The sequence below is a fragment of the Thiocapsa rosea genome, from assembly GCF_003634315.1.
GTDB classification, from domain to species: domain Bacteria; phylum Pseudomonadota; class Gammaproteobacteria; order Chromatiales; family Chromatiaceae; genus Thiocapsa; species Thiocapsa rosea.
The window spans coordinates 1,367,428-1,385,283 of record NZ_RBXL01000001.1 but is presented as its reverse complement, the minus strand read 5'-3'; the positions used below and the strand labels follow the sequence as shown (position 1 = coordinate 1,385,283).

Annotated in this window: 15 protein-coding genes; 5 read left to right on the top strand and 10 right to left on the bottom strand. The window is 65.9% G+C overall.

Annotated elements, in window-relative coordinates; translation table 11 throughout:
• Nucleotides 1–54: 54 nt before the first annotated feature.
• The 3 genes from BDD21_RS06355 to BDD21_RS06345 form a co-directional block, all read right to left on the bottom strand.
• Complete coding sequence (locus BDD21_RS06355; protein WP_245969442.1) at nucleotides 55–1,410, bottom strand: hemolysin family protein; 1,356 nt, start codon at nucleotides 1,408–1,410, stop codon at nucleotides 55–57.
• Nucleotides 1,400–2,743 (bottom strand): hemolysin family protein, encoded by a 1,344-nt coding sequence (locus tag BDD21_RS06350; protein WP_120796436.1) that lies wholly within the window; start codon nucleotides 2,741–2,743, stop codon nucleotides 1,400–1,402. Before BDD21_RS06350 ends, BDD21_RS06355 begins: the two co-directional genes overlap by 11 nt.
• A gap of 247 nt (nucleotides 2,744–2,990) precedes the next feature.
• Nucleotides 2,991–4,442: a glycosyltransferase family 2 protein gene (locus tag BDD21_RS06345; protein WP_120799779.1), complete on the bottom strand. Its 1,452-nt coding sequence runs from the start codon at nucleotides 4,440–4,442 to the stop codon at nucleotides 2,991–2,993.
• 516 nt (nucleotides 4,443–4,958) lie between these two features.
• Between BDD21_RS06345 and BDD21_RS06340 the strand changes: the two genes are divergently transcribed.
• On the top strand, nucleotides 4,959–5,342 hold the full coding sequence (locus BDD21_RS06340; RefSeq protein WP_120796435.1) for a hypothetical protein: 384 nt from the start codon (nucleotides 4,959–4,961) through the stop codon (nucleotides 5,340–5,342).
• 43 nt (nucleotides 5,343–5,385) lie between these two features.
• Here BDD21_RS06340 and BDD21_RS06335 read toward each other — a convergent pair whose 3' ends face one another.
• The 7 genes from BDD21_RS06335 to BDD21_RS06305 form a co-directional block, all read right to left on the bottom strand.
• Nucleotides 5,386–6,297 (bottom strand): Tim44 domain-containing protein, encoded by a 912-nt coding sequence (locus BDD21_RS06335; RefSeq protein WP_120796434.1) that lies wholly within the window; start codon nucleotides 6,295–6,297, stop codon nucleotides 5,386–5,388.
• Nucleotides 6,298–6,426: 129 nt separating this feature from the next.
• On the bottom strand, nucleotides 6,427–8,169 hold the full coding sequence (gene ggt / locus BDD21_RS06330; RefSeq protein ID WP_120796433.1) for a gamma-glutamyltransferase: 1,743 nt from the start codon (nucleotides 8,167–8,169) through the stop codon (nucleotides 6,427–6,429).
• The gene (locus BDD21_RS06325; RefSeq protein ID WP_120796432.1) at nucleotides 8,144–8,395 is read right to left on the bottom strand and encodes a YfhL family 4Fe-4S dicluster ferredoxin; all 252 of its coding nucleotides are present in this window, start codon (nucleotides 8,393–8,395) and stop codon (nucleotides 8,144–8,146) included. The genes ggt and BDD21_RS06325 overlap by 26 nt, the downstream gene beginning before the upstream one ends.
• A gap of 67 nt (nucleotides 8,396–8,462) precedes the next feature.
• Nucleotides 8,463–8,939 carry a pantetheine-phosphate adenylyltransferase gene (gene coaD, locus BDD21_RS06320; RefSeq protein WP_120796431.1) on the bottom strand — a complete coding sequence of 159 codons (477 nt, stop codon included), beginning with the start codon at nucleotides 8,937–8,939 and terminating at the stop codon, nucleotides 8,463–8,465.
• A gap of 87 nt (nucleotides 8,940–9,026) precedes the next feature.
• Nucleotides 9,027–9,620: a 16S rRNA (guanine(966)-N(2))-methyltransferase RsmD gene (gene rsmD / locus BDD21_RS06315; RefSeq protein ID WP_120796430.1), complete on the bottom strand. Its 594-nt coding sequence runs from the start codon at nucleotides 9,618–9,620 to the stop codon at nucleotides 9,027–9,029.
• Nucleotides 9,621–9,859: 239 nt separating this feature from the next.
• Nucleotides 9,860–11,206, bottom strand: coding sequence for a M16 family metallopeptidase (locus BDD21_RS06310; protein ID WP_120796429.1), 1,347 nt, complete (start codon nucleotides 11,204–11,206; stop codon nucleotides 9,860–9,862).
• Complete coding sequence (locus BDD21_RS06305) at nucleotides 11,196–12,572, bottom strand: M16 family metallopeptidase (RefSeq protein ID WP_120796428.1); 1,377 nt, start codon at nucleotides 12,570–12,572, stop codon at nucleotides 11,196–11,198. The genes BDD21_RS06310 and BDD21_RS06305 overlap by 11 nt, the downstream gene beginning before the upstream one ends.
• Nucleotides 12,573–13,124: 552 nt before the next feature.
• On the opposite strand from BDD21_RS06305, the gene ftsY reads away from it, so the two are divergent.
• The 4 genes from ftsY to BDD21_RS06285 all read left to right on the top strand — a co-directional run bounded on the left by ftsY (nucleotide 13,125) and on the right by BDD21_RS06285 (nucleotide 17,811).
• The gene (ftsY, locus tag BDD21_RS06300; protein WP_120796427.1) at nucleotides 13,125–14,363 is read left to right on the top strand and encodes a signal recognition particle-docking protein FtsY; all 1,239 of its coding nucleotides are present in this window, start codon (nucleotides 13,125–13,127) and stop codon (nucleotides 14,361–14,363) included.
• A gap of 12 nt (nucleotides 14,364–14,375) precedes the next feature.
• Entirely contained in the window at nucleotides 14,376–15,044 is a 669-nt protein-coding gene (gene ftsE / locus BDD21_RS06295; RefSeq protein ID WP_120796426.1) for a cell division ATP-binding protein FtsE, read from the top strand.
• Between the two features lie 2 nt (nucleotides 15,045–15,046).
• Nucleotides 15,047–16,057, top strand: a complete 1,011-nt coding sequence (ftsX, locus tag BDD21_RS06290) for a permease-like cell division protein FtsX (protein WP_120796425.1) — start codon at nucleotides 15,047–15,049, stop codon at nucleotides 16,055–16,057.
• 341 nt (nucleotides 16,058–16,398) lie between these two features.
• Entirely contained in the window at nucleotides 16,399–17,811 is a 1,413-nt protein-coding gene (locus BDD21_RS06285; protein ID WP_120796424.1) for an SLC13 family permease, read from the top strand.
• The last annotated feature ends 45 nt before the right edge of the window (nucleotides 17,812–17,856 follow it).

Genomic DNA, 17,856 nt, shown 5'->3' with positions numbered 1-17,856 from the left:
CATCGGGTCTTCTGCCGCGGCCTTAAGGGATGCCGTGATCGTCGCGGGCGACGATCACGGCTCCGCGCCCTGCTCGCGATCCTCGTCGTTCGGCGTCTCCGGCATCTCGAACGTCAGGGTGGCCTGGCGGACACCACGGCCGAAGAGGCCGCTGACCTCGAATCGCAGGCCGTTCCACCGGACCAAATCTCCGAGCACGGGCGGTCGGCCCAGCTCGCTCAGGATCAGCCCGGAGACGGTGTCGATCTCGGGGTGCTCAAGCTCGCGCCCGATCAGATCGCCGAGTGTATCCAGGCGCACCGTGCCTTGGACCTGGTAGCCCGCGGTGCCGACCGGCAAGACATCCGGGACGTCCTCGACACCCTCCTCGATATCCCCGACGGCCTCGGCGCAGATGTCTTCCATGGTGAGGATGCCCGCGGTCCCGCCGTGCTCGTCCATCACCACGATCATTTGGTTATGTACCCGATCCATGGCTGCAAGGACATCGTCCAAGGTCGCGGTTTCGGGCAGGAAGGCCGTCTCTCGGACCACCGCGGGGTCGAGCCCCGTGCCTGCACGCAGCAGCGCCATCAGATCCTTGACGTGGATGGTCCCGATGATCTGGTCGAGACTGCCCTCGTAGACCGGGTAGCGTGTATGACGGTGCTGATGCAGGATCTCGCGGAGCATGGCGTCGGTTGCGCCGACCGGGATCCCGCTCGCGCGTACCCGCGGCACCATCGCCTGCACGGCGGCGATCTCGCTGAAGTCGGCAAGCTCGAGGAAGATCCGACCGCTCTCCTCGCTCAAGAGGCCGCTCTCTTGGCTCTCGCGGGCAAGCGACTCCAGCTCGTCCTGGCCCAGATAATGGGCCGCGCTGCGTCCGCGCTTGAAGCCGACCAGACCAAGCAGGATGTTGCCGGTCAGATTGAGCGCACGGACCAAGGGATAGAGGATCAAGCCGATCACCAGCATGGGCGGGGTCACCCACATGGCGACCGTCATGGGCCGGGTGAGCGCAAGTGCCTTGGGGACCATCTCACCCAAGACGATGTGCAGATAGGTGATCGCGGTGATGGCCAGCACCGCTGCGAGCCCATGCGCCGTGACGAGCGCGCCTAGGCCGGTGAATCCCGCGAGCAAGAGCCATTCCTCGAAGAACCCGGCCAGGGTGTGCTCGCCGTACATCCCCAGCCCCAAGCTCGCGAAGGTGATGCCGAGCTGGGCCGTGGCGACATAGCGATCGAGTCGCGCCGGGTCGTCGAGGATGCGGGCGATGCGCCTTGCCAGGGCGTCTCCGGCCTCCGCGCGCGCGGCCATCGCGGCGCGCGAGGTGCCGATGATCGCGAACTCGGCCGCGACAAAAAGTCCGTTGAGGGCCACCAAGGCCATCACGACGATCAGGACGATCGAAAGCTCATGCATCATCGTCTCCCGATGTGCCGCCGACGACACGGACCATGACGGATACGATCGCCGGCCCGTCCATCGCCTCGATCTCGAACGCGAGGCCGATCACCTCGAGCCTGTCGCCCACCTCCGGGATGTTCCCGAGCTGCTCCAACAACCAGCCGGCCAGGGTCTCGGCATGACTGTCGTGCCAGACGGCCGGGTCGGTGTAGGGGCGCGCCCAATCGATCGCCTCGTCGAGCGGGAGGCGTCCGGGCAGGCGCCAACGCTCGGCATCGAGCTGCTCCGGGTCGAGCTCGCTGTTGGACTTGAACTCGTCGGACAGCTCGCCGATCAGCTCGCGTACGATGTCCTCCAGGCTGATGAGGCCCTCGACGTCGCCGTATTCGCTCACCACCAGAGCAATGCGGGCGCGCCGATCGCGCATCTGTCCCAGCACCCGATCCAGGGTCAATCGGTTCGGCAGCGCCAGAAGCGGGCGGACCAGGGGCTGCAGCGCGAGGATCTCGCGCCCGCCGGCGGTCGCGATCGCCAGATCCTTGACATGGATGAAGCCACGCACGTTGTCGAGCCCACCCCGGTGGACCACCAGGCGGGTGTAGGGCGACGCATCGATCTCGGCCAAGAGTTCATCGAGCGGTGCGGCCAGATCCAGACTCGCGATCTGTCGCCGCGGGACCATGAACTGGCGCACCGTGTGGCGGCTCAGGCGCAGCACTTCGCGCAGACGCTTACTCGCCTTGGCCTCCAACATCCCGCCCTCGTTGCTTTCGCGAATCAGCAGCTCGATCTCGTCCGGAGAATGGACATGGCGGTGGCTGACCTCCGGGTCGATGCCGAACCGCCTCAGAATCAGGTTGCCGCTCCCGTTGAGCAGTCCGATGAAGGGGTAGAACACGACCAAGGACCAGCGCATCGGCAGGTAGGTGTACATGGCCGTCCCGACCGGGTACTGGAGCGCCACCGTCTTGGGGATCAGCTCCCCGAGCACGACCTGCGTCGAGGTCAGCACCACCAGCACGATGGTCGCCGACAAGGCATAGGCGCCCACGGTTTCCATCCCCCAGTCCGAGACCAGGAGTGCACCGAACGCAAGGGCGATCGTCGCCTGTCCGAAGGCGCCGAGGATCAGGCTGGAGAGTGTGATCCCGATTTGGCAGGTGGCGATGTAGCGATCCAGGCGCGTCGTGTCTTTGACGATGGGCAAGAGTGCCGCCGCGAGCCGGTGACCCTTCCGGGCAAAATGCTCGACGCGACTGGCCCGCGCACCCACGATCGCGAACTCGGCCGCGACATAGAGTGCATTGATCAGGATCAGAACGCCGACGACGAGAAACATCCATGCGCTCATCGGGGGCCTCCGGCAAGGCCGGGAGGCGGGCTCGAGCAGCGAGAGGTTGGATCCTTCGTGAACTGTGGGGCGGGGATCAAGCCCGGACTGTCGGGGTCCGCGGAGTCGGCATCGTCGGGTTTGCCGACGACGAGCATGGGGGGGTTGTTCATATCCGTGAGTCTATCAGGCAAGCATGGGGGGCAAGCGTCGTCCTGCATGCACCCGAATCGGCCGAACATGGTTTGACCGACTCGGGCGAATGGCGTCAGGAACCGGCGCCTGTCTGTTTCGACAGCGCGCGTCCGTCCAGGAACTGCAAGGTTCCCACGCCCAGCAAACCGCCGATAACCATGACCAGATAGATGACGGTGACCGGCTGTTCCATCAGGGCGAAACCCAAGAGGCCAAGTCCGGCACTCAGCTCCACGAGCCCGTTCGGCCAGCGCACGATCCTGCGCGGGCCGGCGGTAACCGCGCCCTTCGGGGTGCGTACGAAGGGACTGCGGTAACCGAGCAGCGCCTCCAGGCCGGCGCGCGCGTTGGAGAGGAGAAGCCCGGTGGTCAGGAAGAGCGCACCGAAGACCTCGGTCGCCGTTGCTCGGGCTCCGGAGCGGATGCCCGCGAGTGTCAGGAAACCGATGGGTGCTGCGAAGCCGAGTAGCGAGGTGACGATCGCGACGCGTCCCAGTGTCTCCCCGGCGACCGCCGCGCCGGCGATGAAGGGCAAACCCAAGACCACGCAGGCCGCGCCGATCAGGAAGGCCAGGGGTTGGCCCAGCTGGAAGCTGATCATGACCTTCTGCCAGCGCGGCAGCGCCGGGCTGGCCCAGATCATCGGCAGCAGCTTCACGAAGCACTGAGCGAATCCCTTGGTCCAGCGAAACTGTTGCGTCCGCCAGGCGCGCACCGAGACGGGCAGCACGCCGGGGACCGGAAGGTCCTTCATGAACCCGGACCGCCACCCGCGCAGACGGGCCCGCAAACTCAGATCCAGGTCCTCCGTGAGGGTGTCGCCTTGCCAGCCGCCGGCGTCATCGATGGCGCGGCGACGCCAGACACCGCAAGTCCCGTTGAAGGGGACCGGCAGACCCAAGCGCCAACGTGCCTCCTGCTCGACCTGGAAATGCGAATCGAGCAGACGCGCCTGCGTGCGGGTGAGCAGGTTGTCGTCCCGGTTGATGTGCGCCCAACGGGCCTGGACATAGGCAAGATCGGGCTGTGCCAGCAAGGGGTCGATGGTCTTGCGCAGGAAATCCGTCGGCGGCATAAAATCGGCGTCGAAGATGGCCACGAACTCCGCATCCGAACGCTCGAGGCCGGCCGCCAGCGCGCCGGCTTTGAAGGCGGTGCGCTTAATGCGATGCAGAAGCTCGATCTGCACACCTTCGCGCCGCAGCTTGGCGACGGCCCGCTGGCTGAGCGACAGCGAAAAGTCGTCGGTGCTGTCGTCGAGCACCTGGATCTGCAAGCGGTCTCTCGGCCAATCCAGGGCCATTACGGCCTCGAGGACGCGATCGACCAGCTCCCCCTCGTTGAAGAGCGGGAGCTGAATCAGCACGCTCGGCAGTTGTGCGTGCGCGTGCGACGTCGCGACGAGTCGTCGGGACGGCGTGATCAGACGCGCAAACATCAAGCCGAGCAGATTGAGCGAAGACAGCGCCAAAAGGATCAAGCCGAGCGTCAGGATCAGCTCGACAAAGGGCTCCGCTGCGAGCATGGGGATATGTCCGTAGGATCTGGATCGGTTGTAGGGATAGGTTGGCCGGTCGGCCGGCGGTGAGGGAGACGGGGCGAGCGGATGGCCAATATCCCCGGCAAGGATGTTTCGATTCGGGTCGGGGTCGGGTCCTTCGCCGACCATCCGACTGATCGGCGGCTCCGGCTCGTACGCGCGACAGAATAGAGCGAGCTGCAGCACGACCGCAAGAGCCGCATCGTGCAGCCTGTCTCGATTCGTGCGTGAAAGGCCGTCGGGCGACGAAAGGCGAAGTACAAGCGCGTTGCACCTCGTAAAATCAGGCATCTATCCTAAACCGCGTCCAGAGCGAGATGCTGATTTTCCAGTGAGCTCGATGTTTGGCGTGTTCACGGCCCTTGGCGGGGACGCGGTTTATCATAATATATTTTTTAAGCGGTTAAGCCGCGTCAGCTCCGACGGTCGCGGATGTGGCCGTGGCCGATCCAATCCAAAAACATTGGACGCGGTTTAACTTCAGACGACCAGGCTCCGGACATGCTCGATCTTATGCAGCACATCGCCTTGCGTTGCGCACCGGCCCGCGCCGTCCTGATGGGCCTTGCCTTGGCGGGAGTATTGGCCGCGGGGATCTCGCTCGTCGCGTTCGAGGCGGCGAAGGGCGATCTGGTTCTGTTTCCCGCGTTGGTCGTTCTGTTGTGGTCCGTGCTGGGGGTGGTCTTCATCGATCTGTTTGCCCGAATCCCGGGAGCTCCCGAGGCGGGCGGCGGCTGGCGCCGATGGATGCGGGGGCTGTTGCGAAGGCTCTACTGGCTCCTCGCCATGGGCTTCTTGATCCTTGGTTTAATCGCCGTGGATGTGAGTTTTTCCATCGCACGCGAGTGGTTCAACGACAGGGCACCGATCGGGCAGGACAAGTGAGGATGCCGGCCTGCGCCGCGAGCGGCGCAGGCCGGTTCCAGGATCAGCCTTCGACCTGCTGGATCCCTGCAATGTGCCAGTCGCCCTCGGCGCCGTCCCAACGGTGCTGAACATGCCAGATCTCGCTGAAGGCATCCGCTGCGCCGTTTTCGTCCTCGCGGATCAGGCCGGAGAAGAGCACGCTCGCCACAACCAGGTCCCCCTCGCGACGCACCCCGATCATCTCGGCGTTCAAGCGCACGACCTCGGTGGATTGGCTCCCTTCGGTCTTGAGGCGCTCGCGCTGCAGATCCGCGAAGAGCTCGGGGGTCATGTATTCGCGAATGCCGTCGAAGTCAGCTTGGTCCCAAGCCGACTGAAGATTGATGAAGTGCGACTTCGCGCCTTCCAGGAAGCCGGCGCCGTCGAACCAGCTCGGTGACTGGTTGTCGCCGGCCACCGGACCGCCCTGAGCGCCGATGCCGGGGTGCAGGATGCCGCTATCTGCCTGTCCGCGGCGCTCGTAGGCCGGAGCGGATCCGGCGTGCGGGAACCCGCCGCCCACGCCGGCCGCGGCCATCGCCGGTTTGGCCTGGTTACGCTTCCACATGCGAAACAGCATGAAGCCCCCGACCGCAAGCAGCGCGATCAGCAGGAAGTCCATGATCTGGAACCCCTCGAAGCCGTCGCCGAAGAACATGGAGGCCAGCAGACCGCCGGCCGCAAGACCGGCCAAGGGACCGAGCCAACGGCTCGCACCGCTCGCCGGGCGTTGACCGGCAGCGGCTTGTGCTGCATTGGGCTGGGCCGGACGTTGCGCCGTCGCGGCGGGTTGGGCCTGGCGCTGCATCCCGCTGGACTGCTTGCCGAGGTTCATACCGCCGCCCATGCGCTTGGCCTCGACGTCGGCGGGGACGGAAAGGACGGTGACCGCAACGATGGCGATGGCCGCAGTCATGAGTGATTTGAATCTCATGCGAGTCGTGACTCCTCGATAGGTGAATTGACGTAATCATTGTGGCGATTCGGGACTCGACAGCAACCCTTTAGCATCCGGTCTGCGTGGCAAAAAACAATTCGGACCTGACCGCCCGATCCGCCGGATTCACCGAACCTCGGCGTGTCCGGCACCGCGCGGATCGCTCGCGGCCTTCACTTGCCCGTTCGCGCGATCCCAGAGGATCGCCTGCATGTCCCCGATGGGGCGGATCAGCAGCTCGAGGCGATGCCCCATCGCCGTGAGATCGCGTTGTTCGGCCGGGCTCAGTGCACCCGATTCGAACTCGAGTCGGTCCGGAAGGTACTGATGATGGATACGCGGTCGCGCGATCCAGTCCTCGAGCGGGACCCCGTCCACAGCCCCCAGAACACCCTGCAGCACCATGGTGATGATGCGGCTGCCGCCGGGTGTGCCCAGGATGGCGACCGTCTCGGACGACTCCAGAAAGGTCGGCGACATGCTCGAGAGCATGCGCTTGCCGGGGGCGATGGCGTTGGCCTCCCCGCCGACCAAGCCGTAGGCGTTCGCCACACCGGGTTGTGCGGAGAAATCGTCCATCTCGTCGTTCAGCAAGACACCGGTGCCGGGCGGGACGAATCCGGAGCCAAAGGGATAGTTGATGCTGAGCGTCGCTGCAACCCGGTTGCCCTCGCGATCGAGGATCGAGAAATGGGTGGTGTCGCGGCCCTCGGAGGCGGGCACATCGGTCTCTGGGGTCGTGCTCGGGGTGGCTCGGGTCGGATCGAAATCGCGGATCAGGCCGGCGGCGTAGTGCGGATGCGTCAGACGCTCGATCGGCATCTCCACATGATCGGGGTCGCCGAGATAGCGGGCGCGGTCGCGATAGGCCCGGCGCATCGTCTCGGTAAGCGCATGGACCCGCTGGGTGTCGGATTCCGGTTGCGGCTCGATCGCGGAGAGCATGTTGAGGATTTGGACGAGCAGCACGCCTCCGGAGGAGGGCGGTGCGGCACTGACGAGACGCCAGCCGCGAAACTGCGCGACGATCGGCTCGCGCTCCACGGCCCGGTATTCGGCAAGGTCCTCGAGCGTCCAGATCCCGCCCGCGGCACGCACGCCTGACACCAGGCGCTCCGCGGTCTCGCCGGCATAGAAGCCCGCATGGCCGCCACTCGCGAGGCGCTCGAGTGTGTCGGCGAGATCCGGCTGACGCAGACGGTGCCCGCGGGGCGGGACCTCGTCGTCGACCAGGAACTGAGCGGCTCCTGCCGGCGAGGCACGCAAGGCCGACAGACGCCATGCGGCCACCCGTCGATACCCGTCGCCGATGTCGAACCCATCGCGCGCGAGACCGACCGCCGGAGCGAGGGTCTGCGCCAACGGGAGGCGTCCGTAGCCCTCGGCGAGTTGTACGAGCCCGGCCGGTGTGCCGGGAATACCCGCCGATAGGGGGCCGACAAGGGCAGACTCGGGGACGAATTGCCCGGCGTCGTCGAGAAAGAGGTCGCGATGGGCCGCCAGCGGTGCACGCTCGCGTCCGTCAAGCATGGTCTCGTGGCAATCGTGTGCGCGATGAAGGAGCCAGAAGCCCCCGCCGCCGAACCCGGAGCCGTAGGGCTCGACGACAGCCAAGGCTGCAGTGACGGCGACGGCGGCATCGAAGGCGTTGCCTCCGGCGTCGAGAATCTTAAGGCCGGCCTCGGTCGCCAAAGGGTGGGCAGAGGCGATCGCGGCCTGAGCAGGACGGACCTGCGGTCCGTCACAGGCGGCTCGGACCCCCGCGGATGCGAGCAGGAGAGCCGCGAACCCTAAGCCGCCGAGCCACAGGGCGCGGCGACGGCCTGCGACGCTTCGGGCGACGTCAGCTCTCCCCGGTGATGTGCTCATACTTGGCCCGAAGCTCCTCCTCGGTCTCCTCGTGATCCGGGTCCTTGATGATGCAGTCGACCGGGCAGACCTCGACACACTGCGAGGTCTCGTAATGACCGACGCACTCGGTGCAGAGGCTGGCCTCGATGACATAGATCTCGTCGCCTTGCGAGATGGCGCCGTTCGGGCACTCGGGCTCGCACACATCGCAGTTGATGCACTCGTCGGTAATAATCAGGGCCATGAAATCACTCCTGGTCGAGGGGTTTAGGGTAGCTGAACCCAAAGGGCTGTATGGGGATGCGCGGATCTTATCCAAACCGCTCGTTCAGTGCAGCCTGCACCGCAGGCGCCACGAAGGTCGAGACATCCCCGCCGAGTCGAGCGATCTCGCGTACCAGCGAGGAGGAGATGTAGGAGTAAGTCTCGGCCGGCGTGAGAAACAGGGTTTCGATGTCCGGCGCCATGCGTCGGTTCATACCGGCGAGCTGGAACTCGTACTCGAAGTCCGAGACCGCCCGCAAGCCACGCATGATGACACTGACGCCGAGCTGCCGAGTAAATTCCACGAGGAGCCCGTTGAAGGGAACCACCTCGACGTTCTCACGCGGCCCGAGTGCCTCTCGAACCAAAGCCACGCGCTCGTCGGTCGAGAACAGCGGCGTCTTGCCGGTATCCACCGCGACGGCGACGATCACGCGGTCGAACAGTCGCGCGGCGCGCAGGATCAGATCGGTATGACCATTAGTGACGGGATCGAATGTCCCCGGATAAACCACGCGTCGCAAACCCGTGTCCTCGCTCGGATGAAGGCCCGCAGGCCCCCGGGGCCGTCGGCGGCCCGCACGATACCACAGCGGAGGCTTGGGTAGGAGTCATGTGGTTTCGGCATCCGCGCCGACGATCACGAGCCCGTAGCGCACCTCCCCGGCCGTCTTGTCACGAACGAGGTCCCAGTTCGCCGGCAGATCCGGAAACCCGATCCGCGCCGGGGCCTCCAAATAGACGCGCCCGCCCGGCTTGAGCCAGCCGCGGCCGTCCAAGCGCTCGATCGCGGGTGCCCAAAGCGCCTCGTCGAAGGGCGGGTCGAGGAAGACGATATCGAACGGCTGATCCGAGCCTTCGAGCCAGCGGATGGCATTGCCGCGCACGATCCGCGTCTCTTCAGCCCCCAGTCGACGGGCGTTGGCTTCGAGCTGGCGCGCGACCGGCGCGGACTGCTCGATCAGAACCACCTCGCCCGCGCCGCGCGAGACCGCCTCGAATCCCAGAGCGCCGCTCCCGGCAAAGACATCGAGACAGCGCGCCCCGGGAATCACCGGTGCCAGCCAGTTGAACAGGGTTTCGCGCACGCGATCGGGCGTCGGTCGCAGCCCGGTCTCGCTCGGGATCGGCAGGCGGCGGCCGCGATAGCGACCGCCGATGATCCGCAGCTCGCCCCGAGTGCCCCGTTCCACCTTATTTTGCATGCTCAGAGCCCCCCAAAGGCGTCAGGGCAAGGCACAGGCCGCGGGGAATAGTGGGTCCTATCTCCAAGGGCTGTAACGCCGCCCTGGCGCCTTTGGGGGGCTCCCGTAGGGCGAGGCGAGAAGCGCTCAGCGCCGTTGTTGCGCGAGTTTGCAAGAGGGCCACTCTTCCTTCACTCGCGCGCCTAGCCGCTGAACGCTTCTCGCCTCGCTGAGCATGAAAAATAAGGTTGAACGGGGCACTAATCTTCGTCACCGACACGCGCGGTTTGCTCGGTGCTGCCCCCGACCACCACGATGGCCAGCCGATCCGGATGGAGCCGACGCGAAAAGGCATCCTTGATCTGCTCGGCCGTCACCGCCTCGATGCGGTCGGTGAAGCGGTCGAGATAGTCCAGCGGCAGGTCGTAGAAGCCGATCACGGCAAGATATCCGACGATGTCCGAGTTGCTCGCGATCCGCAGCGGGAACCCACCGGTGATGTTCTTCTTCGCTGCGGTCAGCTCCGCCTCGCTCGGTCCCGACGCGATGAAGCGACGCAGGGTGTCGAGCATGACCTCCCGTGCCTGGTCGGCCTGATCGTTTTTGGTCTGCAAGCCCATTAGGAAAGGGCCGGGCTGCGCCAAAGGCAGGAAATAGCTGTAGGTGCTGTAGGAGAGCCCGCGCTTCTCGCGGATTTCCTCCATCAGCAGCGAGACCAGACCGCTGCCGCCGAGGATGTGGTTGCCCACGTACAGGGTGAAATAGTCAGGATCGCCGCGACGCATGCCGGGTTGACCGGCCACCACGGTGGTCTGGCTGGACGGGAAGGCGATCTGCTCGGTCACCGCGGCCTCCAGATCCGCCACCTCCGGCAGGGGCGCCGGCCGCTCGCCCTGTGGAAGTCCGGCGGTGATCCGCTCGGCGAGCGCCTCGGCTTGCGGGCGGTCGAGCGCGCCGACGATCGCCAGCACCAGGTTGGCCCCGGTGTAGTGGCGCCGATGGAAGTCGACCAGATCCTCGCGCGTGATCGCCGTGACCGTCTCGGCCGTACCGGACGGGTCCGCCGCGTAGGGATGAGTGCCGAAGATCTTGCGATAGAGCGCCTTCTGCCCGACGGTGCGCGGCGACTCCTCGGCCTGGCGCAGTGCGATGAGCTGATTGCGACGCTCCCGCTCGAGATCCGCATCCGCAAAGCTCGGGTTGCTCACCAGGGTCGCGAGCGTTTCCACGGCCGTATCCATTGCCGGCTGTCGGGTGAGGGTACGCAGCGACACCGTGGTCTTGTCCCGATCCGTGCTGGCGCCGAGTTTGGCGCCGACGTCTTCGAGCCGTGCCGCGATCGCGTCGGCGTCCCAGTCACCCGCACCCTGCGTCAGCATGCCGGCCGTCATGGACGCCAGGCCCGAGCGCTCGCCGTCGCGGGCGCTGCCCGCGTCGAAGACCAGGTTCACGTCGACCATCGGCAGCTCGGGCGAGGCCACGAAGAGCACGCGGGCGCCGCTCGCGGCCTGCCACGTCTGAATCTCGGGGGCGGCCTGAAGCGTCCCTGCGGCGCACAGCAGAAGTGCGCTCGACCAGACGGAGAATCGGCGGGGATCAATGCACATTGGTCTGCATCTCCAGCGCAACCGGTGCGCGCGCGGTTTGGTTGTCGTCCATCGGCTGCGGATCCAGGATACCGACGGTGAGCTTCTCGGGGACCAGATACTTCTGCGCAACGGCGCGGACCTGCTCCGGGGTGACCGCCGCAAGTTTGTCGACATAGGTCTCGGCGAGTTCCCAACCCAGTCCCACCGTCTCGAGTTGGCCGAGGACCATGGCTTGGTAGAAGAGAGAGTCGCGCTCGTAGACCTTATCGGCGATCAGTTGATTGCGCACGCGCTCCATCTCGCGCTCGTCGACGAGATCGGTTCGGACGCGCTCGATCTGCGCGAGCAAGGCCGCTTCGACCTGCTCGATCGTTTGGCCCTTGGCCGGCACGCCGCTCAACATAAACATGCCCGGCAGGCGACCGAAGGCGCTGTAGCTCGCGCTCGCCGAGGAGGCAACCTGGCTGCCGCGCACCAGCTCGCGCTCCAGCCGTGCACTGCTCCCTCCGTCCAGGACCGAGGTCAAGACCTCGAAGGCGTACGGCTCCCAGGCCTCTTCGGCGTCGATCAGGGCCGGCGCCTTGTAGCCCATCAGGAGGTAGGGCTCTTGCGCGGGCGCCTTCACGACGATCCGCTTGGCCCCGAGCTGCTCGGGCTCGGGTTGCATCTTGGGAGCCCGGATCCGCTCGGGCTCGAGCGGGCCGAAGTGCTTCTCGGCCAACCGGAAGACCTCCTGCGGATCGACATCGCCTGCGACCACCAGGGTCGCGTTGTTCGGGGCATACCAGAGACGGTACCAGTCGCGCAGGTCCTCGACGCTTGCCTGCTCCAGATCGCCGGACCAGCCGATCACGGGGATTCGGTAGGGCGAGGCGACGTAGGCGACGGCGTTGAAGCGCTCGAAGGTCAGGGACTGGGGGTTGTCGTCCGTGCGGGTGCGGCGCTCCTCCTTGACGACCTCCAACTCCTTGACGAACTCCTCCTGATCCAAGGCGAGATTGCGCATGCGCTCGGCCTCGAGCTCGAAGGCGATCTCCAGTCGGTCGTTTGCGAGCGACTGGAAATAGGCGGTGTAGTCACGCCCGGTGAAGGCGTTCTCCTCCCCGCCGTTCTCCGCGATGATGCGCGAGAACTCACCCGGGGCGAGCCGCTCGGTCCCCTTGAACATCATGTGCTCGAGCAGGTGCGATATCCCGGTGATCCCGCCGTACTCGTAGCTCGATCCCACCTTGTACCAGACCTGCGAGATGAGGATCGGGGCTCGCCGGTCCGGTTTGACCAGGACCTTGAGCCCGTTGTCGAGCGTGCGTTCATGGACGGTCTCTGCCGCCGACAGCGTCAGCGTCGGCAGACACAAGAGCAAGCCTAAAAGAATTCGGTGCATGAAGACTCCGGTCGGATGTAAACCGCGTCCAGCGCGGTATGCGATGTTTTTGGATGGGATCGGCCCCGGCAGACGTGACGAGCGCTAGAGTTGGCGCGGTTTAAGAGATTAAAAAATATATCATTTTAAACTGCGTCTCTGCTGATGGCTGTAGATGCACGAAACATCGAACTCACTCGAAAACGGGCATCTCGCTCTGGACGCGGTTTAATCGGAAGGCGAAAAACCGCTGCGGGCGATGTTGGGGCAGAGACGGGGCCTTGGTAGTTCCCGGAGATGACGGTTTGTTAAGCCGCGCCCAGAGCGGTATGCGATGTTTTTGGATGAGATCGGCCCCGGCGGATTTGACGACCGCTGGAGACGGCGCTGTTTAAGACCGGGTTCACCCCGCGACGGGCGAGGCTTGGGGGATCTGGCCGCGGCGATCTGATAGCATTGCGTCCACACGGGCGGAGCGGCCTCGTCTGGCGTTGTATCGCAGTCACCGTCGAGTGCTCGACGGATCGCTCGTCTGCCCCTCGCTGTTTCTCTCCCCCCTTCAGGCATGTCGTTATGTTCGGTTTCGGAAAAAAGCACAGGAAAGCCGCGTTGCCGGAGTCGGATCAGTCGGCTGCCGCCGAGCCGTCAATCGGCCTCGGCGGCTCCGACGCGTCGGCCTTGGTGGCCGAGGCGTCGTCGGCCCAATCCGCGGTCCATTCCGGGTCGGTCGAGTCCGAGCCGCTACCCAAGCGGGGCGGGTGGTTTCGATCCAATCGCCAACCGGTCGAGGCGAACATGCCGAGCGCGTCTGCGTCGCCGGCTGTCGAGACGCGTGCTCCCGAGCCTGTTGCTGCCCCCGCCCCGGTTCGCGTTCAAGAGGATTCAACGGAGAAGAAATCCGGCGTCCTCTCGCGACTTCGCGAGCGCTTGACGCGGACCCGCGAGACGCTCGGCGACGGTCTCGGGACGCTCTTCATCGGTCGCAAGCGCATCGACGACGATCTCATGGAGGAGCTCGAGACCCTGTTGCTCACGGCCGACGTCGGTGTCCCCACGACCGCCCGCATCATGGAGGATCTGGCGAGCCGCGTGAAGCGCAAATCGCTCGCCGACCCGCAGGCACTGCTCCGGGCGCTCAAGGGCGAGTTGCGCGCCGTCCTGCTGGCGGCCGATGCCCCGGTTCGTCAGCCTGCAGCCGGTCGCCCCCAGGTCATCCTTATGGTCGGGGTCAACGGTGCGGGCAAGACCACCACGATCGGCAAGCTCGCCAAGCGGCTGCAGGAGGAGGGCAACAGCGTCATCCTGGCCGCCGGCGATACCTTCCGCGCGGCGGCGGTCGAGCAGCTCCAGACCTGGGGCGAGCGCAACCGGGTGAGCGTGGTCGCGCAGCAGACCGGGGCGGATTCGGCATCCGTCATCTTCGATGCCCTGCAGGCGGCCACGGCGCGCGGCGCCGATGTCCTGATCGCCGATACGGCCGGGCGGTTGCACACCAAATCCAACCTGATGGAGGAGCTGGCCAAGGTCGCTCGCGTCATGAAGAAGATCGACCCCGATGCGCCCCACGAGGTCATGCTGGTCGTGGATGCGACGACCGGTCAGAACGCGCTCAGCCAGGCGATCCATTTCCATCAGGCGATCGGTTTGACGGGGATTACGCTGACCAAGCTCGACGGCACGGCAAAGGGCGGGATCCTTTTCGCGATCGCGGACCGTCTGAAGGTTCCCATTCGTTTCATCGGCGTCGGCGAGACCATCGATGACTTGCGCCCCTTCGACGCCGACGAATTCCTCGATGCCTTGCTGAGCTGAGGAGGCGGGGCCGTGATCTCTTTCGAGCACGTCTTCAAGCGCTATCCGGAACGCGGCGAGGCGCTGAGCGATCTCAGCTTCGAGATGGAGGCCGGGGAGATGGCCTTCCTCACCGGGCACTCGGGCGCCGGCAAGAGTACACTGCTGCGCCTGATCGGGCTGCTCGAGCGGCCGACGCGCGGCCAGGTGATCGTCAACGGCCGCAATCTCGCCGCCCTGCCCAGACGCAAGATCCCCTATCACCGCCGCGAGGTGGGGATGATCTTCCAGGATCATCGATTGCTCCCGGACCGCAGCGTCTTCGACAATGTCGCCCTGCCGCTGGTCGTCGCCGGACTCGGGCAGCGGGAAATCGGCCGGCGGGTCCGGGCCGCGCTCGACCAAGTGGGTCTGCTCTCGCGCGAGCGGGCCACCCCGGTTGCACTCTCGGGCGGGGAGCAGCAACGCGTCGGCATCGCGCGCGCCGTGGTCGGGCGTCCGCCGCTGGTGCTGGCGGACGAGCCGACGGGAAACCTCGACCCCGACCTCTCGCGCGAGATCTTCGGTCTCTTCGAGCGCTTCCATCAGGTCGGCGTGACCCTCTTGATCGCCACCCATGACCTGGGTCTCGTCATGTCCATGCCGTATCGAACCATCACCCTCGCCGACGGGCGATTGGCCAACGACTCGGGGACCTGGTAAGCATGGCCAAGCCCAAGACGGCCAAGCCCAAGACGGCCGAGCCCAAGACGTCCAAGCGCACGCCGCACCGCCGCAGCGGTCCGCGTCTGCTGGACATGCCCGGGCTTTGGGCGAACAGGCATCTGCAGAGCGCGGTCGCGACCCTGGGGCGCCTCATGCGTACGCCGCTGCCGACCGGGATGACGATCGCGGTGATCGGGATCTCGCTGGCCTTGCCGGCCGCGCTCTTCGTCGTGACGGAGAACCTGCGCACCATGGCCGGCGGCTGGGACCAGGCGGCAGCCATCTCGCTGTTTCTGAAACAGGATGTCGACGATGCCGGGGCCGCGCGGTTGGCGGAGCAGTTGCGCGCTCGCCCCGAGCTCGCCCAGGTCCATCTGATCAGTCGCGAGCAGGCGCTCAACGAGTTTCGGGCACTCGGCGGATTCGAGGACGCCTTGTCCCAGCTCAAGAGCAACCCGCTGCCGGCCGTCCTCGCCCTCTATCCGCGCGCCGCATCTTCCGCGCCCGAGCGGTTGCAGGCGCTGCACGACGAATTGATGACACTGCCGGAGGCGGACTTCGCGCGGATGGATACGCTCTGGCTGCAGCGCTTCCAGGCGATCCTCGACTTGGCGCAGCGTGCGGTTCTGCTGCTCGGCGGGCTCCTGGGTCTCGGTGTCTTGTTGATCGTCGGCAACACCATCCGGCTCGAGATCCTGAACCGGCGCATCGAGATCGAGATCATGGAGCTGGTCGGCGCGACCGGGGCCTTCATCCGTCGTCCGTTTCTCTACGCCGGGGCTTGGTACGGCCTGCTCGGCGGCCTGACCGCTTGGTTCCTGGTGACCATCGCCGTCGTACTGCTCCAGCAACCGGTCTCGCGCTTGGCGACCCTCTATCGGAGCGAATTTCCGCTCACCGGCCTGGGACCATTGGCGATGCTGGTGATCCTCTCCGGGAGTATGCTCTTCGGTCTGATCGGCAGCTGGATCGCCGTGAACCGTCATCTGCGCGGCGCCGAGCCGGGCTAAACCGCGCCCGGTGCGGTATGCGATGTTTTTGGGTTGGATCGGCCGCGGCCGGAACCTTCGGTGTCGGAGCTGGCGCGGTTTAGGAGTGTTGAAGATGAGAACGGCAATCCTGCGTCTCCGCCTCGGTTCCGGGATGCACTCATCTTCGGACTCCCCGTTTGGTGCATCCACGGTCACGAGCGGGACCGTGTTTTAAAATGATATATTTTTTAGTATGTTAAACCGCGCCGGTGCCAGCGGCCGTCAAGTCTGCCGGGGCCGATCCCGTCCAAAAACATCGCATACCGCACCGGGCGCGGTTTAGATCCGGCTCAAACCCCGAAATCAGGACGTTCTTACCCATGTCGACCCCGATTGCGCGACCGCGCGTCAGCTTGCCGCGTCCCACCCCTGTGCAGCGTCTCGGGTTGCTCCTGGGCTCGATCGCCTTCGTGGTGCCGCTCCTGGTCGAGATCCCGGGCTTGGAGCCGGCCGGACATCGGATGCTGGCGATCTTCCTGCTTGCGATCCTGCTCTGGGTGACGGAGGCGATTCCCCTCTATGCCACGGCGATGCTGGTGATCCTGCTTCAGGTCCTGATGCTCTCGGATCAGGCGCTAGTCGGCGGCGTTGGTCCGCTACCGTCCGCGGCGAGCTATTTCGCGGCCTTGGCGAATCCGGTCATCATCCTCTTTCTCGGCGGTTTTCTGATTGCGGACGGCGCCCACAAATTCGGGCTGGATCGCAGCCTCGCGGCCGTGATGCTGCGGCCCTTCGCCGGCAACGCCCGCTCCTCGGTGCTCGGGCTCATGGCGATCACGGCGCTGCTCTCGATGTTCGTCTCCAACACGGCGACCGCGGCCACCATGTTCGCGGTCGTCATCCCGATCCTGGCGGCGCTGCCGGCCGGACCCGCCCGCACCGGCGTGGCCTTGTCGATTCCGGTCGCAGCGAACGTCGGCGGGATCGGAACCCCGGTTGGCTCTCCACCCAACGCCATCGCGCTGGGTGCTCTGGAGGCATCGGGCCAGGGGGTCTCGTTCGTCGGCTGGATGCTCCTGGCGGTCCCGCTGATGCTGGTGGTGTTGCTCTTTGCCTGGTGGTTTCTGACGCGTCGCTACATCGCCGCGGATACCCCGTTGACGCTCCAGCTCTCGGCCGACTTCGACCACTCGCCCGCCGCGATCCTCTTCTACGTGATCGCCGGTGCCACGGTGCTGCTCTGGTTGACCGAGCCCTTCCACGGTATCTCTTCCTCGACGGTCGGTTTCCTTCCGGTCGTCGCGCTGCTCGCAACCCAGGTCATGGGCGCCGACGACATCCGACGTCTGCAATGGCCGGTGCTTTGGCTGGTCGCCGGCGGGATCGCGCTGGGTGCCGGGATCGGCAACAGCGGTTTGGATGCCTGGCTGGTCGGTTTGGTCGCCTGGGATGCCCTGCCGTTGACGATCTTGCTGCTGCTGTTGGTGGGTGTCTCGGTCGGACTTTCCACCGTGATCTCGAACTCGGCGACTGCGAACCTGCTGGTCCCCTTGGCGCTGAGCCTGGCGATCGGGCTGCCGATCGATCCGACCGCGGTCGGCGTGATGGTTGCGCTCGCCTGCGCGCTGGCTATGGCCTTGCCGATCTCCACGCCGCCGAACGCGGTCGCTTACGCGACCGGCGAGGTGCCGACACGGGAAATGGTCGTCAGCGGCATCGCCATCGGTGGCTTCGGTGCGCTCCTCCTGGCGCTGGTGATGCCGACGCTCTGGGGCGTCCTGGGCCTGTTGTGACCGAGTCCGCTGATCGCGCAGGAGCGCAGCGAGCACCGACGGGCG

Excerpts from the sequence above, each read along its gene's own strand:
- BDD21_RS06355 (WP_245969442.1), bottom strand. The coding sequence starts at position 1,410 with ATGATGCATGAGCTTTCGATCGTCCTGATCGTCGTGATGGCCTTGGTG.
- BDD21_RS06350 (WP_120796436.1), bottom strand. The coding sequence starts at position 2,743 with ATGAGCGCATGGATGTTTCTCGTCGTCGGCGTTCTGATCCTGATCAAT.
- BDD21_RS06345 (WP_120799779.1), bottom strand. The coding sequence starts at position 4,442 with ATGCTCGCAGCGGAGCCCTTTGTCGAGCTGATCCTGACGCTCGGCTTG.
- BDD21_RS06340 (WP_120796435.1), top strand. The coding sequence starts at position 4,959 with ATGCTCGATCTTATGCAGCACATCGCCTTGCGTTGCGCACCGGCCCGC.
- BDD21_RS06335 (WP_120796434.1), bottom strand. The coding sequence starts at position 6,297 with ATGAGATTCAAATCACTCATGACTGCGGCCATCGCCATCGTTGCGGTC.
- ggt (WP_120796433.1), bottom strand. The coding sequence starts at position 8,169 with ATGAGCACATCACCGGGGAGAGCTGACGTCGCCCGAAGCGTCGCAGGC.
- BDD21_RS06325 (WP_120796432.1), bottom strand. The coding sequence starts at position 8,395 with ATGGCCCTGATTATTACCGACGAGTGCATCAACTGCGATGTGTGCGAG.
- rsmD (WP_120796430.1), bottom strand. The coding sequence starts at position 9,620 with ATGCAAAATAAGGTGGAACGGGGCACTCGGGGCGAGCTGCGGATCATC.
- BDD21_RS06310 (WP_120796429.1), bottom strand. The coding sequence starts at position 11,206 with ATGTGCATTGATCCCCGCCGATTCTCCGTCTGGTCGAGCGCACTTCTG.
- BDD21_RS06305 (WP_120796428.1), bottom strand. The coding sequence starts at position 12,572 with ATGCACCGAATTCTTTTAGGCTTGCTCTTGTGTCTGCCGACGCTGACG.
- ftsY (WP_120796427.1), top strand. The coding sequence starts at position 13,125 with ATGTTCGGTTTCGGAAAAAAGCACAGGAAAGCCGCGTTGCCGGAGTCG.
- ftsX (WP_120796425.1), top strand. The coding sequence starts at position 15,047 with ATGGCCAAGCCCAAGACGGCCAAGCCCAAGACGGCCGAGCCCAAGACG.
- BDD21_RS06285 (WP_120796424.1), top strand. The coding sequence starts at position 16,399 with ATGTCGACCCCGATTGCGCGACCGCGCGTCAGCTTGCCGCGTCCCACC.